We start from the raw sequence: 15,301 nt of genomic DNA, 5'->3' as shown, positions 1-15,301 counted from the left end.
CGAAGCGAGCTTCGACGATAAGAGACTACGCTGGCGACCATGAACGGACGCACCAGCACTGCAGCAGGTGATCTCGCCCGCCGGGGCTTCAGCGATGCCAGTCGTGCCCAGGACATGGTGGACGCGATCGATGCCCGGCACACGGCCTGTCCGAGCCCGGAAAGAATGCTCGATCTGCTCGGCGGCGCGGCAGATCCCGATCTGGCGCTGCAGGGTATGGCTGCCCTCGACGACTGCGCGTCCGAATTGATTGCCGACGTCCTCGCCGATGACAGCTGGCTGAACCGGTTGATCACCGTATTGGGCGGTAGCCAGGCATTGAATCTGTTCTTGCGGGCGCATCCGGAGGCGGTGCGGGCGCTCAAGGTGGCCCCGCGCAGACTGGACGCCGAGAGGCTTCGTGGCGAGGTCATGCAGACGGTGGCGCCCGGAACATCGTGGGACGACGACCTGGTCATCGACGACCCGCAGGCGCCGGATCGGCTACGAATCGCGAACAGGGTGCAGCTCGTACGCATCGCCGGCCGTGACCTCGGCCACTCGAAGCCCGCCGAGATCGTCGATGATGTCGCGGCGGAGTTGACCGATCTGGCCGATGCGGTCATGGGGATCGCGCTGGCCTGCGCGCGCGGCACGGTTCCCGATCAGCACAAGGCTCGGCTGGGCGTGATTGGCTTGGGCAAGTGCGGTGCCCGTGAGCTGAACTACCTTTCGGACATCGACGTGCTTTACGTGGCTGAGCCCGCGGGCGACGACGTCGACACCGATGAAGCCATGCAGATCGCCACCAAGGTTGCGGCGGCCATGACCAGGATCTGCTCGGCGCACTCGGCGGGCGGCACGATCTGGCAGGTGGATGCCGCATTGCGTCCGGATGGAAATGCCGGGCCACTCGTCCGAACCATGGCATCGCACCGCGCGTATTACGAAAAGTGGGCGAAGAACTGGGAGTTTCAGGCCATGCTCAAGGCCCGGCCGATGGCGGGCGATCTGGCGTTGGCGCAGGAGTTCTGTGACATGGTCTCGCCGATGGTCTGGGAGGTCGGTGGGCAGCCCAACTACATGGCGGAGACCCAGGCGATGCGGCAACGCGTCATCGACCTGGTTCCGGCCCGCGAGCAAGAACGTGAGATCAAACTGGGCGCGGGAGGCCTGCGAGATATCGAGTTCAGCGTGCAGGTGCTGCAGCTGGTACACGGACGCGCCGATGCCAGACTGCGCACGGCGGCCACGCTGCCATCGTTGGCCAAGCTGATGGAGTTCGGATACATCGGACGCGCGGACGGCGCCAACCTGGACGAGTCGTACCGGTTCTTGCGGGTGCTGGAGCATCGGGAGCAGCTTTTCCGGTTACGCCGGACCCATTTGATGCCCGACGATGACACCGATCTGCGCAGGCTGGCTCGCCAGGTGGGGCTGAACGACGGCAAGAAACTGTGGGATCTGTGGCGCACCGTGGCCCGGCACGTGAAGCGGCTGCAGCAACGCGTCTTCTACTCGCCGCTGCTGGAGGCCGTGAGCAGGCTGAGCGGTGACGAGCTGAAGCTGTCGGCCGAGGCAGCCAGCGACCGGCTGCTGGCTTTGGGCTTCAGCGATCCGCGCGCCGCGCTGCAACATATCGAAGCCCTGACGACCGGCCTGAACCGTACGGCGGAGATCCAACGCCAGCTGATGCCGGCCATGCTCGGCTGGTTCAGCGAGGGACCCAACCCCGATCTGGGGCTGCTCAGTTTCCGCAGGCTCTCCGAAGAGATGGGTTCGACGTCGTGGTACATGCGCGCGTTGCGCGATGAGGGCTGGATGGCGGAGAGACTTGCCAGGATCTTGTCGACCAGCCGCTATATCAGCGACCTACTGCGCCGGGATCCGGCGGTGGCTCAGCTCCTGGTCAGCGATGAGATCCGTGCGCCGCGCAGCCGCGACGACCTGAACGTCTCCATGACGAAAATCGTGGAACGGCACCAGGGTTCGCCCGATCAGGCCATCAATGCGGTGCGGTCGCTGCGCCTTCGGGAGCTCTTCCGCATTTCGGCGGGCGATGTGCTCGGCACCATGACACTCGACGATGTCGGTCGCGGGCTGAGTGACCTGGCCGGGGCCAGTGTGGACGCCGCGCTGAGCATCGCGATGGGCGAGGAAGCCGGGCGGGTGCCGATCGGCGTGGTGGCCATGGGCAGTTGGGGTGGCGGCGATATGGGCTATTCGTCCGATGGGGACGCCCTGTTCGTGGTGCCGGACGATGCCGAACCCGCCGATGTCGACTGGGCCGCAAAGGTCATCGCCAAGATGCGTTCGCTGCTCGGCGGGCCCGGCCCCGAGCCGCCGCTGAGTATCGATGCCGACCTTCGCCCGGACGGCCAGAACGGTCCGATGGTGCGCAGGCTCGGCGGCTATCTCAGCTACTACCAGCGGTGGAGCGACACCTGGGAGTCGCAGGCCCTGTTGCGGGCCGGCTTCGGTGCCGGCGACCGCGAACTCACCCAGCAGCTGCTCGACGGTGTGGCTTTCAGGCGGTACCCGGCAGATGGTATCAATGCCGCACAGATCGCCGAGATCCGTCACCTCAAGGGACGCATGGAACGCGAACGCACCAGGCGGCGGGGGTCTGCGTCCGAGAATGTGAAGCTGGGGCCCGGCGGGTTGAGCGATATCGAGTGGACGGTGCAGCTGATCCAACTGCAATACGCGGGCGCTGCCAGGAGTCTGCGGGTGACAGGCACCACTGAGGCCTTGGAGGCGGCCCGTAGAGAGGGATTGGTGAGTGACACCGACGCGCTGGCCCTGGAGACGGCCTGGCGGATGGCCGGCCAGTTGCGCAACAAGACGATGCTGGTGCGGGGGCGGGCATCTGAGATATTGCCGTCGGATACGCGTGAGACTGCCTCGGTCGCGACCCTGCTCGGCTACCGGCAAGGCCAGGCGTCCCAACTCATGGATACCTGGGCGAAAGCCGCGAGACATGCATCTCAGGTGGTCGGGCGGCTTTTCTGGGGATCGGACAGATGAGGATACTGCTCCTCGGCGGCGCCAGCGAGATCGGTCTGGCGATCGTGCGGGAGTTTGTTGCCGGTAATGCTGAATCGGCAGCCTCCGCGCTCACCTCGAAAGCCCGCCGAGTGCCCCGGCAGGGCAGGGCAGATGCGCATTCGGCCAGGTCTGCGTGCAGGTGTGCTTCTCGTGGCGCACAGGAGGCTCGAACTGGCCATGACACTGTCAACGTTCTGCTCGCGGGGCGCCCGGGTTCGCTTTACCGCAACGACGCGATCACAGCCGTCCGGCGGGCGTGGGCTGATTCGGTGCGGTGGCTGGACTTCGATGCGATGGATCCCGGCGGGCATCCGCGGCTCATGGACGAGGCCTTCGAGCAGCCGGTCGATGTGGCGATCGTCGCCTTCGGCATCTTGGACGACGCACACACTTGGCGTGACCATCAGGCGACGGTGCGGCTCGCGCAGACCAACTATGTCGGGGCGCTGAGTGTCGGTTCGTTATTGGCCGGGCACATGATCGAGCAGGGATTCGGGCAGATCATCGCGCTGAGCTCGGTGGCCGGTGAGCGCACCAGGCGGTCGAACTTCGTCTACGGGTCGTCGAAGGCCGGCATGGATGGCTATTACACCCAACTCGGGGCGGCGCTGAAGCCCACCGGTGTGAAGATGCTGGTGGTGCGTCCGGGCACGGTCAATGGACGCATGACCGCCGGCCGCAAGCCGGTCCCGATGTCGGTGACACCCGAGCAGGTTGCGACCGCGACCGTGCGGGCACTCGAACACGGAAAGCAGTTGATTCGGGTGCCCGCAAGCTTCGGCCCCCTGATGGCGATCTACCGCAATCTTCCGGCAGGAATTGCCAGTCGCTTGTTCTGAATCTCAGCCGGTCGCCGTCGCGTCCCAGGCGTCCACGAAGGAATGGCCCCACTCGGCGTCTTTGTGGTCACCGTGGGTCATCGGCCAGGAAGAGACATCGGCCTTGCCGTCTTGAGTGGAGGTGAACGTCAGCAGACTGGCCTCGGATGCCGCGTTGATCTCAATCCCTGCCAAGCCGGCCCAAGTCTGAGCGCGGATCAGACCAATGATCTGCTGCTGGGCGGTGGCATCGGTGAAGTCATGGTTGCCGACATCGGTCAGGTAGAAGGTCAAATTCGTGTTGTCATTCTCGCGCCCGTCACTGATGCTCATCTCTGGGAAACCGGCCCTCCAGAACTGCTGAAAAATCTGGATCCGAGACGGTAGCTCTTCGAGAGTGCCGCTCGCGCCACCGGTTTTGCTCTGCGATGAGGGGTCGATAGCTAGCTGAGTCTCAGGGCCGATGGGCCAGCCGGACGAATAGCCGGCGAAGCCGTCGAGGGTATCCGCGTCGTCAGCGACTACGGAAAACCAGCTCATATCGGTCGCCGCTTCGCTGACACTCAGCCCGTTTGTTGCCTGGATGGCGTCGGCCAATTCGAGGGCAGCCTGCGGGTCGTCCAGCCCCGTAAGCTGCAGTTCGTTGGGGAAGGTCAGCTCCAATGTGTGGTCGGCGTCTTGCCCGGCCAATTCCTGATTGAGCGCGGCGATGAGGGCCTGCGCCGATTGCTGGTCGGTTACTTGAGCCGAAGCCGTCAGCTCGACGGCAGGGCCGTTCCCACTGAGTCCTATCGACGTAATCGTGCCGTGCGATCGTATTGCGAACGAGATGTCGTTGAGTAGCTTCCGGTGCTCGGAGCTGCCGGCATCAAGAGAGTAGTGAGCGTCCGGAGAGCCGACACTGATTGGGGTGGTCTCTCCGATACCCGCCGATTCGGCGTCCTCGGCCACGCGCAGCGTCCATGCCAAGGCGTCGGTGCTGTCGTTTAGTTCGACATCCAGTCCATTGCGGTCGATGCTGCCGGAATCGATCCCGGAGACCTGAAGTGCGACCGCAGCGAGGCCGCCGCTGAGTCGTCCTGGGTCGACGCCGGGCAAGGGTTTCTGGATCTCCGTGGCAAGTGGCCCCTGCATAATGTGGGCCGCACGAGAAGACAGCATCGGCTGATCGACGATGATCGATTGGATCTGGTCGTAGGCTGCGCCACAGACTTCCGGAGACAGGTCCAGTGCCAATTTCACCTGGTAACCACCCTTGACGAGGGTCACCTGCTGGACGCCCTCGATGCGTTCGAGTTCGCCCTTGGTGCCACCTTGCCAGGGCTTCATGATGACCAGGACGAGGACGATGAGCGCCAATACGACACTGCCGATGACGATCCAGATCCGCTGTTTCACTTGATCAGTACAGCACCGGACAGTGCCAGGGCGCCGGCGACCGACATCACCGCAGTGGTCACCTCAATGATCGCGCCGAACATATCGCCGCTGAGTCCTCTGAAGGTGCCGACGAGCCGCCGCACCCAGATCATGGACGCGCCGAGCGCGATCACAAGGCTCACGATCAGGGCAGCTGCTCCTGCCCAACCGGTCGTCCACCAGCCCAGGGCCGCCGCAATCACAGCAACGAGTAGCACCTGTAGCACGATTTGAAGGACCGGAGTGATCTCGTGGAAGAGAGCGCCGAAGCCGCCCTTCCGCGCCGGTGGCACACCCGGGCGGGAGGCGACCAGGATCGCTGTGCGCCCGGCCACCGGGGCAAGGATCGCCAATGTCAGTAGCTCGTCGGGTGAGGAGGCGGCAGATAGTGCACCGACCTGGGTGAGCAGGACCAAGACGATCGTGGCGACACCCATCGCCCCGGTGTCCGGAGTATGCATGATCTCCATGGCGCGGGCAGCATCGCGTCCGTCTTTACGGCTGCCGAGAGCCGCCAGACCGTCGAAGCAATCCGCCAAGCCATCGAGATGCATGGCGCCGGTGAGCACCTGCCAGATCAGGACGACCAACACGGCGCCGAAAACGTGCGAGCCGGTCAGCCACAACGCGCCCGCGCCGACCAATCCGGCAATCAGGCCGAACAGGGCGCCGAGGCTGGGGAACCAGCGCAGCGCCCGCCGGGTCTCGTCCGTACCGATCTCGGTGAGGGCGGGCATCGGGATGATGCTGAAGAATCCGGCGGCCAGTGCCAGCCCGAATGGTTTCCGGGCGCGGGAATCCACCGGGGGAATGGTCTGAGTCGGAGCACCCGGTATGCCGCTCGCCTCGGACGAGTCCAACGGCATCTCCGATGCCTGTCGTGCGGTCGGTACGCGCTCTACTAGCGACCGGTCGGAAGACGGGGTGATAGTGATTGAGGAGGTCTCATCGGGCATTGGGTCGATCGATGCAGCGGACGACTCGGGCGAAGGAATGGCTGCAGGATGACCCGGCCCTGGTTCAGAGGCATTGGAGGCAGGAGTGGAACCATCTGGACGAAAACCCGGATCGTAGGTGCCGCTCACTTGATCTTCACCGGGATTCCGGCGGTGCAGAACCAAACCTCGTCCACCGCTTGAGCGACCCGCATGTTGAGGATGCCCATTTCGTCGCGGAATCGGCGGCTGCCAGGGTCGGCCGGCACGAGCCCTTGACCGACTTCATTGCTGACAGCGACGAGCGGACGCGTGGCCTTCGCGAAGGCGTCGACGGTATGGTCAACGGCCGATTTCAGTGTCTCATCGCAGCCCGGCTCGTTCGTCCAGATGCCGGCGGCATCCATTTGACAGGTGAGCCAGACCGTGAGGCAATCGATCAGCAGGGGCGTGTCGGTGTCGTTGCGCAGCTCGGCGGCCAGATCCAGCGTCTCGATGGTGTTCCAATACGAGGGCCGGCGCTCGCGGTGCAGCCGGACCCGCTCGACCCATTCCGGATCATCGGCCCGGACCTCGGAGGTGGCCAGATAGTCGACGGGGGTATCGAGCCCTGCCTGCTGCTCTGCGAAGGTCGATTTTCCGGATCGGGCTCCGCCCAGCACCAGCAGGCGTGCAGTTAGCGGTGTACTCACTCGTCCAGCTTGCCAGATACCGCTGCGTCGGCGTCGCCCGGTCAGCTACCGCGCTCCGAACCCTTGCAGCTCGTTGGGCCCTTTAGACTCCTGATTGGCGAGTTTGCGCTTGCCGTGGCGTTTCTGGGCAAAGACCTTGGTCGCCTGGACGACGTAGCTGATCGCCAGCAAGGTGACCTCGGTCAGGATCTTCGCGAAGCTCGCCCCGATGAGCGGGGTGAGCAGCCACATCAGCGCGAGATTTCCGGCCAGAATGACGATCGCCAACCCGGCGTAGCCCGGAAGTGTCTCGCGCACCGGCAGCGGCTTGCTGCCGGCGAAGACATACTGCCTGTTGACGGTGTAATTCACGGTTGCGCTGACCACTCTCGCTCCGACGACCGAGAAGACCAGTGAACCCGTGAGCCATAGCAGAATGGACAACAGTGAGAAGTCGATCAAGAAACCCAGCAGCGAGCTTCCCATGAAACTCAACAGCGGACGATAGATCAGCCAGGAGTCTCGGACCGGACGGAAGTGGCTAGATGAGTTGTCGTCCAGATAGATGGTCTCGACGGGCACCTGCTGCACTTTCAGGCCTTGTCTGCTGGCGAGCAGCAAAGCCCGGAGCTCATACTCGAATCGGTCGCCGCTGACATCGCACAACCACGTCAACATCCGTGCCGGATAGGCCCTGAGGCCGGTCTGAGTATCGCTGATGGCCATACCGGTGGTCGCCCGGAAAAGCAGCTTGGTCACCGAATTGCCGAACCGGGAACGCAAGGGAACCTTGCCGCTGAATTCACGGACGCCCAACACCATGTCGGCGTCGCCGGCCTCCAGCGCGTCGCAGACTCTCGCGATATCTTCGGGTGTGTGCTGCCCGTCGCTATCCGCGCAGACGACCGGCTCGTCCGGGAAATGCCTGGCGATGTGCTCGAAGCCGGTGCGCAGCGCCTGACCCTTGCCCCAGTTGAAATCGTGGTGCAGCACGGTTGCGCCGAGTTTCTCCGCCGCGGTGAACCAATGGGTGTAGCGAGGCCCCGACCCGTCGTCCACCACCACGACCTGCGCGCCTTGAAGCTTCTCCAATAGGTTCAGCAGCTTACGGTCGGGCTCATAGCTGGGAATGAGGATGATCACGATGACTCCTAGTTTCCGGTGGTCCAGATGATGTCGCTGGTGCCGCGCTCCTTGCCCTCTCCTTGCGGGTTGTTGACGAGTTCGTCGTGGTAGATCATTGCGGTCGAGCCACCGCCATCGAGGTTGTAGGCGACCTGGGCTCCGAGGCTGGAGAACAGCTGGGCGAACTCGGACATCGTCACTCCGCGGCTGTAGCCGGCCGAGCGTCCGTCGACGGCCACCAGTAGGTAGTGATTGGGCTCGATCATGCCGATGCCGGTGCGCGGCTGCTCGCCTTGAATCGAGTGGTTGCCGACATTCGTATCGACCTCCACATCGTCGATGCCCTCCTGAATCTGACCCTCGATCACCAGTCCGGGGCCGAATGACCAGGTCTGCCACACTCTGTTGTCCAGGAGTTCCTGCGCACTGGTGGCCGTCTCGTCGTAGACCTTCATCTGGCCGTCGGCATACAGGGCCAACCCGTTGCGGGCTCCCACATCGCGGAAGGCGATGCCGTTGCGGATGACGATGCCCTCGCTGCGGAATCCGTAGTAGTCGCCGTTGATGGCCAGCGTCGCTCCGACTCGCTCGGCTATCACCGACGGTTCTTCGATGATGTTGAGGCCGTAGGTGTCCTCGGCGAAGGCGGTGCGGATCTGCGTGGCATCACCGGTCACCACGTCGGCGATGTAGCCGGTCACCAGATCGTCGCCTTCGCCCGAGATCCAGGTCGTGATGGTGATCACCGGTTCGGCGGACGAAGCGGTTCCGCTCGGAGTGGCCGACGACTCGAGATCGGACACATTGGTGACTTCGGCATGATCGATGACGAATCTGTCCAGCGCCCAGGCGCTGGCGGTCCCGGTCGCCGCGATGGTTGCGAGGCTGCCGATCAGCATGCCTCGGCGGGAGAGTTTGCGTCCGGTCTTGTCGGTACTCATCGTGGGCCCATCTGGCCTGGGGTCTGGTTGCCGCCCATGTCCTGGCCGGGCATGTCCTGGCCGGGCATTGCGCCACCGGTGCCGGCGGATTCCTCGTCCGCGGTCACGGTGCCGGCGTCTGATCCATCGACCTGGACGGTGTACGAGGTGCCCGAAGTCATACCTTCCTGCGAGAAGACCACGTTCTGCACGTCTTTTTCAGCCGTATAGCTGGCCAGCACGGTGTCACCGTCGAGGATCTCGATCGTCTGACCGGCACTCAGGGATTGGCTGACCATCACCCAGCCCTGCTCGCTGTCCGTCGTGGGTGCGACGGCCATTCCCGAGCTGCCGGCAGCGGTCAACGAGCCACCCGAGATGCCGAACGAGGTGGTGTCGAGCGCACCGTTTCCGTCATTGGTGGGGCCATGGACGACCACAGTTCCACCGTTCATCGTGACGGTGCCGTTGGAGTCGATGCCATCGCCCTCCGCATTGACGGTCAGCTCTCCGCCGGCGATGATCAGCTCGGATCCGTCGCTGGCCTCATTCATACCGCCGCCCATGCCGCCACCGCCTGCGCCTCCACCGGCATCGGTCGGCATGTCGGAAGGCATTCCGCTCGGGGCGGCCCCTCCGTCCGGTGGCGACATCGGGCCCCCATCGGAAGGCATTCCACTCGGCGCATCCGGTCCACCTTGGGGCATCGCGCCACCGTCCTGAGCACCGGTATCGTCGCCTGTTTGGGCAGACTCGTCGGCGGTGCTCTGCGTGGCATTCAGTCCATCGTCGCTGGACGTAACGTTCGAGGTACCGCCGGCGAGGACGATGTTCGCGCCCTCCAGCCCCTCGTAAGAGCTGGCGATCGTCAGCTCTCCTCCGGAAACCAGCAAGTCTCCCTCGGCGTGCGCGCCGTCGTCGCCGGCATTGACGGTGACCGACCCGCCGCTGACGTAGACGTAGCCCACGGTGTCATCGTCCTCGTTGGTTGATTTCAGGCCGTCCTGGTCGGCGGCGACATTGAGCGTGCCGCCCTCGACGATCAGATAGTCCTTGCCGCGGATGCCATCGTCTGTGGCGTCCACGGTGATATTGCCGGCCAAGATGACCAGGCCGCCCTTGCTGGCGATGCCGTCGATATCGGCCTGGGTGGCGCTCACTGCGAGGCTTCCGCTGCCACCGATCGTCAGATCGGCCATCGAGAAGATCGCCGCATCGGGTGCATCGGAGTCGGTTTCGGCATCGCTGTGCGTGGAGGTGTCGGTGATGGTGTTGGTCGACCCCTCGGCCAAGATGATCACGGCTTCGTCCGCCTCGGTGACGATGATCGGCGAGGTTACCGAGGAAGTCATCGTCACGTTGTCGAGCACCAGCTTGACCTTGCCCTGTGCTGTCGAGTTGATCGTGACGGAGTGGTCGGTCAGAGTTCCGGAGAGAATATAGGTGCCGGGCTCGGTGATGCTCACGTCTTCGTCCGCCAAGGTGATGGTGGTCGCTTCGGACGCGTCGTAGTCTCCGTCGTTCGAGTCGGCGTGCGACTCCACGTTGTCGGCGAGCACGTCAGCGTATTTCGTGTACTCGGTGTTCGACCCGACATCTTCGGCCGAGGTACCCGCCCCGCTGCCAGCGCCGGTCAATGACGCATCCGACGAGCTGCAGCCGGCCAGGGTGGCCCCCGCCACGGCGAGGGCCACGATACTTGTGACGATTTTGGGGTGCTTCATGCTTCTCTCGTTTCTGGAGTCGTAAGTTCGATTGAGGGTCATGCGCGGTGCTGATGGGCCATCGGCGCTAGGCCTAAAAGCGTTCGCTGATTGGGCTATGTCAAGTGAGGTGACGAACAAGAGGTGGACTGCGGATCAGACGCCTCACTCCGGGGACGCAGGGACTGTCCTATTGGGTCTGCGGCGCTGTCCTATTGGGCCCGTGAGCTGAGCAGTGGCTCGACGCCGGAACCCATGCGTCCCGCGAATTCGCGACGAATGATGCGGTTCCACTTGAAGGCGGGCAGTTGCGGATTGAGGAGGGCGAGCCCGACGCCGAACTTGCTCATTTGTTGGGGCCGGTGACCGATCGACCACAGCAGCCGATCGGAGGGCGCGGGCCTGGGTGATCCCTTGGTTTCGACGATTGCGTAGTCGTCCAGGGTCAGGGCGGCGGAGTCGTCCGGCATCATGAATTGGAGACCGACGTCGACCGTCATTCGGGAAAGTTCCCCGTTGGCCGAACGAATCTGCAGCGTTCTGCGCGAGTAGTTGGTGGTGAGAGCCGGTCGCATGGTGGCTACCGGCGTGCCGGGGATATTGCGGAACGACAAGGTGTCGGCGATCCAGTGCCGGTTGGACGAGCTGATCGTCTCGGACGAGCCGGCGAGCGGAACCCGGTCCTTGACCGTGGTCTTGCGCGGCCCGCGAGTCTTCACCTCGAGCCAGTGGTCGCCGCTGGAGAGGTAGTCGCGGGTGCGCACTTTAAAGCGGCGGCGGCGTCCGGTTCCGGCATCTGCGTAGCTGCGCAGGTCAGGGGTGTCGTAATAGACCGAGTGATAGCCGAACCAGGTAAGCCCATTGATTTCCAAGATTCGCGAGCAGTATTCGAGGCTTCTGAAGAAGGCGGGCAGCTCTGAGGTTGGCATCAGGTACTTGCGATCAACCCTGGTGAGCATGTTGCTCTGGGCATTGAGTTCGTCAAGGGAGATGGTTTGCCTCATCACAGATTCCCCCTGCCGGTAGAGCGCAGCGCCGGCTCGAAGGGGCCCTGGTAGGTGCCTTGCTGGTAAGGATCGTGGTGATCGATGGCCGTCTCGATCGGTGTGTGCCCACCGATGGATTGCTGCTGGTCGGCCGCTTGGCCGGCACGCTGCTGGTACTGCTGGCGACTCGCGGCCTTCCCGTGATGGTTGGCGGGGCGGAAGCGGGCCTGGACCATCGTGGAGTCGTTGATCATGTCGATCCGGCGAATGGAAACATCGGTTACCGTGCCGTTGACGAGCTGCTCGACCCGGGCCTTGAGGTCGTCAGGATCGGTGATGGCCTTGTCGATGATCATTTCGGTACTCTGGCTGCCGGCCGTGACACGAGGATGATCGCCGATGGCGATTGCTGTCAGGACGAGAGCCATCAGCCCGATGCTCCAGATCAGAGTCGGGCCGCTCAGACCGCCGAGCAGGCCGAGGCTGAGTGAGGCGAAGTAGTACGCGATCTCGCGGTGGCTCAACTCCTCGGAGCGCAGCCGGATGATCGAGAGGACGCCGAACAGTCCCAGGCCCAGGCCGGCGGCGACCAGGCCGACCGACATCGCGGTGGCGACGGCCAGCACACCTATATTGGTGACCAGAAAACTCGAGACCAGTTCTCGCCGCCCTTTGCGAGGCACATAGAAGCACAACATCAACACGGCGATCGCGACGATGTCGGCGAGCATCAGGTACGGATTCATAGTGGACACCTTCCGGGTCTTTTCGGCTTGTGTCCCTATTCATTCGTGTGCGGCTGGGGCTATACCCAGATGGACTTGTGTGCTTGCTGTGAGTGCGCAGGTCGGAGTGGATGCCGAGCCGTATGCGGGACTCGGCGGCAGGTTCCAGGACGAGATGGACGCCGGTCCGCAGGTGGGGTTACCGACCTGGACGTCGATCTGCGACTTGGCTGCCGTCTTGGACACCTAGAAGTATTTGGCTACCGATTTAGATCCTGGCTACCGTTATATCGGCAGCGAAGAGCTATTTCGGTAGCCATGTGCGGAACGGTGACCGAAGCGGCATACGAAGATGTGCACCGAGGGATATTGATATGCGGCTATTGATCGTCCGGCATGGGGAGTCGATCGCGAACCGCGATCACCTGGTAACGGGGCAGTCGCTCAGTGTGCCGCTGACCGATCGGGGGCGGGAGCAGGCAGCGTGCACTGCGGCGCGGATACATGGGCTCGTGGGCGATCGTGTCGTCCAGATCTTCAGTTCGGACGCCTTGCGAGCCCTCTCCACCGCAGAGATCATTGCCGCCGGCCTGTCATCCCGGCCGGATGTGAGACAGACGCCGCTTCTTCGCGAGCAGTATCTGGGTGATCTGGAGGGACGCCCGGTCCGCGAGTTGAGGGCGCTGCCGGTGCCCGACGGGCTCGACATATCGGAGGTCGCCTGGGGTGGGGGAGAGACCATCGCCCAGGTTCATCAACGGATGCAGCGGCTCATCGCATGGCTACGGCCGCAGATCACGGCATCGAGAACATCGAGAGGTCCGGGCGAGGCTGCCTTCCGGCCGAACCTTGAGGTGTCCGAAACCGCGATGCCCGCAGACCGGCAGGCCAACCGGTTGAAGGCGGCGTCGTCGACCGGCGATGGGCAATCCAGCGGCAGCGTCATCGTCCTGGTCGGTCACGGCGACGCACTGTGCGTGTTGCAAGCGGTGCTTGCCGGACGAGACCACCGCCACGTCGATTGGGACCACGATTCATTGCGCAATGGTGAGGTTCGAGAAGCCGATTGTGGACCGTTGTTCGCAGATCGTCGAACACGGATCCGCAAATGAATTGCCCGGGACCGATGATGGCCCCGGGCAATCCTGTTTACGGCGACAGTTCGCTGATCGTCCGATCCGAGGTGTGCGGTGGTCGCGCTCAGCCTGCGGCTACGGCTTCCTCGCTGACATCTTCGGCGTCCACATAGCCCCACATCTCGGGAAGGATGAACTTCGCCGACAGGAAGCCCACGATCGACAAAATGCCGACGAATGCGGTTGCCCAGGTATTCGGTGATGACCGGGAAGACGAACGCACCGAAGAACGACGCGGCCTTGACGAACACATATCCGAAACCGGATGCGGTGGCCCTGAACCGCGATGGTGCTGCCATCGAAACGATGGTCATGCCGTTCGATGCGTCCCAGTAGTGGCCCCACATCAAGATGCAGGCCCCGATCACGAGCAGACTGCCCCAGGCGATCGGTGGGGTCTGGCTGAGGGCCTCATAAGGAGCGATCTTGCCGAGCGAGAACGCGCCGATCATCAATCCGATGAACGCCAATCCGAAGCCCCACATCGATAGGCCTTTGTGGCCGATCCTCGGCAGCATCATCGGCGCGACGAATCCGGAGACGGTGGCCAGGCAGAAGACCAGGGCCGTAACGAGGTTCGAGCCGATGATGTTTCCGGCGCCTGCCACGCCCGCGACGGTCAGAATGAACGGCAGATAGAAAGCCCAAGCCGTGAACTCGGCGCCCTGGCAGGCATTCGAGATCCAGCCAAAGATAGAGGCGCGCTTTTTGATCGGGTCCTTCCAGATCACGCTCAAGAAGTCATGCAGCTTGGGCTTCTCAATGACAACGTCTTCGTTCGGCAACATGTCGAGATCATCGTCGAAGAGCACCTTGCTGGTTGCCTTGGCCTTGACGAATTTGCCTCGTTGAATGAGCGACAGCGGTGTCTCGGGAAGATCGAGCCGCATGATCAGCAAGATGATCGCCGGAACGCAACCCAGCCCGAGAGCGACACGCCACAGGATCTCATCGCTGAAGATACTTGTTGCATACAAGACGGTGATGACGATGATCGCAAAGACTTCGCCCAGACCGAACATGCCTTGCCAACGGGACCCCATCTGTTCGCGTGCACCCTTGGACATGGATTCCATGATGTAGGCGTAGCCATTGGAGATATCGGACCCCAGTGGGATGCCGATCAGCAACCTGATCACGATCAAGTCGATGATGTTCTGTGAGAATGCCTGGGCGATCGACAGGACGATGAACAGCGCCATTGTGAGCAGGAAGACCTTCTTGCGTCCGAGGCGATCGGCGACGACACCACCAAGGAGAGCACCTATGAGTGCTCCGCCCTGGACAGCCGCGGCCACCAGCGACAATTCCACGGCGTTGGGGTTGTATTCGGCTTTGATGAACACGAGGACGAATGAGATCGCATAGAGATCCCACGCCTCGATCAGGATCGTGGAGATCATCATCCAGCCGCCTTTTCGGCTGGACACCGTCCCGGGCTTGTTGAGTAAGACTTGGGTTGCTCGGTCTGATAAGCGACGGATCGTGTCTTGATCCATTGTTCCCTCCTTCGGGCTAATCAGGCATGCCAGATCAGTCGCACGAGGTGGAGGAGGCATCTGAGGGGTGTCTCGCGCCTTGGCTGCCGGTTCGGCAGTTTGTGCGCAGACGCTCCAGGGACTGCACACGAAGACCACAAGCATTGCCGGACGCCGATGTTTCGCCGCTGACCGGAAGACCGCTTGGCAGGTGACCGAGCGATGCTGGTGGCACTTCCGAAAGAACGCTAGGCCGTGAACCGACGCGGCGTCCAATGGTCATATTAAAGTTGAGACAAGTTGTTCTGGGCCACTCGTTGCGCTAGCTGAGCGACGGACCGCCAGGGTTTCCGATGAC

General features: G+C 63.3%; 12 protein-coding genes and 1 pseudogene. 4 read left to right on the top strand and 9 right to left on the bottom strand.

The genetic code is table 11. The features are described 5' to 3' along the window. Nucleotides 1–39 precede the first annotated feature (39 nt). Both QQ658_RS09475 and dprE2 read left to right on the top strand, forming a co-directional pair. A complete protein-coding gene (locus QQ658_RS09475; protein WP_286024617.1) occupies nucleotides 40–3,006 on the top strand; it encodes a bifunctional [glutamine synthetase] adenylyltransferase/[glutamine synthetase]-adenylyl-L-tyrosine phosphorylase in 2,967 nt (988 codons plus the stop codon). Further along, complete coding sequence (dprE2, locus tag QQ658_RS09470) at nucleotides 3,003–3,866, top strand: decaprenylphospho-beta-D-erythro-pentofuranosid-2-ulose 2-reductase (RefSeq protein WP_286024616.1); 864 nt, start codon at nucleotides 3,003–3,005, stop codon at nucleotides 3,864–3,866. Before QQ658_RS09475 ends, dprE2 begins: the two co-directional genes overlap by 4 nt. A gap of 3 nt (nucleotides 3,867–3,869) precedes the next feature. Here dprE2 and QQ658_RS09465 read toward each other — a convergent pair whose 3' ends face one another. The 8 genes from QQ658_RS09465 to QQ658_RS09430 form a co-directional block, all read right to left on the bottom strand. Further along, nucleotides 3,870–5,243, bottom strand: coding sequence for a hypothetical protein (locus tag QQ658_RS09465; RefSeq protein WP_286024615.1), 1,374 nt, complete (start codon nucleotides 5,241–5,243; stop codon nucleotides 3,870–3,872). Continuing rightward, complete coding sequence (locus QQ658_RS09460; protein WP_286024614.1) at nucleotides 5,240–6,130, bottom strand: adenosylcobinamide-GDP ribazoletransferase; 891 nt, start codon at nucleotides 6,128–6,130, stop codon at nucleotides 5,240–5,242. Before QQ658_RS09460 ends, QQ658_RS09465 begins: the two co-directional genes overlap by 4 nt. Nucleotides 6,131–6,345: 215 nt before the next feature. Continuing rightward, complete coding sequence (gene cobU / locus QQ658_RS09455; protein ID WP_286024613.1) at nucleotides 6,346–6,891, bottom strand: bifunctional adenosylcobinamide kinase/adenosylcobinamide-phosphate guanylyltransferase; 546 nt, start codon at nucleotides 6,889–6,891, stop codon at nucleotides 6,346–6,348. Between the two features lie 45 nt (nucleotides 6,892–6,936). Then, on the bottom strand, nucleotides 6,937–8,013 hold the full coding sequence (locus tag QQ658_RS09450) for a bifunctional glycosyltransferase family 2/GtrA family protein (protein ID WP_286024612.1): 1,077 nt from the start codon (nucleotides 8,011–8,013) through the stop codon (nucleotides 6,937–6,939). Nucleotides 8,014–8,021: 8 nt separating this feature from the next. After that, nucleotides 8,022–8,936 (bottom strand): phosphodiester glycosidase family protein, encoded by a 915-nt coding sequence (locus tag QQ658_RS09445; protein ID WP_286024611.1) that lies wholly within the window; start codon nucleotides 8,934–8,936, stop codon nucleotides 8,022–8,024. Continuing rightward, complete coding sequence (locus QQ658_RS09440; RefSeq protein ID WP_286024610.1) at nucleotides 8,933–10,639, bottom strand: carbohydrate-binding domain-containing protein; 1,707 nt, start codon at nucleotides 10,637–10,639, stop codon at nucleotides 8,933–8,935. The genes QQ658_RS09445 and QQ658_RS09440 overlap by 4 nt, the downstream gene beginning before the upstream one ends. Nucleotides 10,640–10,830: 191 nt before the next feature. Beyond that, nucleotides 10,831–11,622 carry a VTC domain-containing protein gene (locus QQ658_RS09435; RefSeq protein ID WP_286024609.1) on the bottom strand — a complete coding sequence of 264 codons (792 nt, stop codon included), beginning with the start codon at nucleotides 11,620–11,622 and terminating at the stop codon, nucleotides 10,831–10,833. Next, entirely contained in the window at nucleotides 11,622–12,350 is a 729-nt protein-coding gene (locus QQ658_RS09430; protein ID WP_286024608.1) for a DUF4956 domain-containing protein, read from the bottom strand. Before QQ658_RS09430 ends, QQ658_RS09435 begins: the two co-directional genes overlap by 1 nt. An 88-nt stretch (nucleotides 12,351–12,438) precedes the next feature. Here QQ658_RS09430 and QQ658_RS09425 point away from each other — a divergent pair, with 88 nt between their 5' ends. Together QQ658_RS09425 and QQ658_RS09420 are read left to right on the top strand one after the other, a co-directional pair. Next, nucleotides 12,439–12,579: a hypothetical protein gene (locus QQ658_RS09425; protein ID WP_286024607.1), complete on the top strand. Its 141-nt coding sequence runs from the start codon at nucleotides 12,439–12,441 to the stop codon at nucleotides 12,577–12,579. A gap of 124 nt (nucleotides 12,580–12,703) precedes the next feature. Next, nucleotides 12,704–13,105: pseudogene (locus tag QQ658_RS09420) on the top strand (histidine phosphatase family protein); the annotation flags it as partial. A 182-nt stretch (nucleotides 13,106–13,287) separates the two neighbouring features. On the opposite strand, the gene QQ658_RS09415 reads toward QQ658_RS09420, so the two are convergent. Next, nucleotides 13,288–14,871 carry an MFS transporter gene (locus tag QQ658_RS09415; RefSeq protein WP_286024606.1) on the bottom strand — a complete coding sequence of 528 codons (1,584 nt, stop codon included), beginning with the start codon at nucleotides 14,869–14,871 and terminating at the stop codon, nucleotides 13,288–13,290. Between the last annotated feature and the right edge of the window lie 430 nt (nucleotides 14,872–15,301).

Source organism: Propionimicrobium sp. PCR01-08-3, assembly GCF_030286045.1.
Classification (GTDB): Bacteria; Actinomycetota; Actinomycetes; order Propionibacteriales; family Propionibacteriaceae; genus Brooklawnia.
Note: the sequence above shows the minus strand (reverse complement) of the source record. Positions and strands in the feature narration are given on the sequence as shown.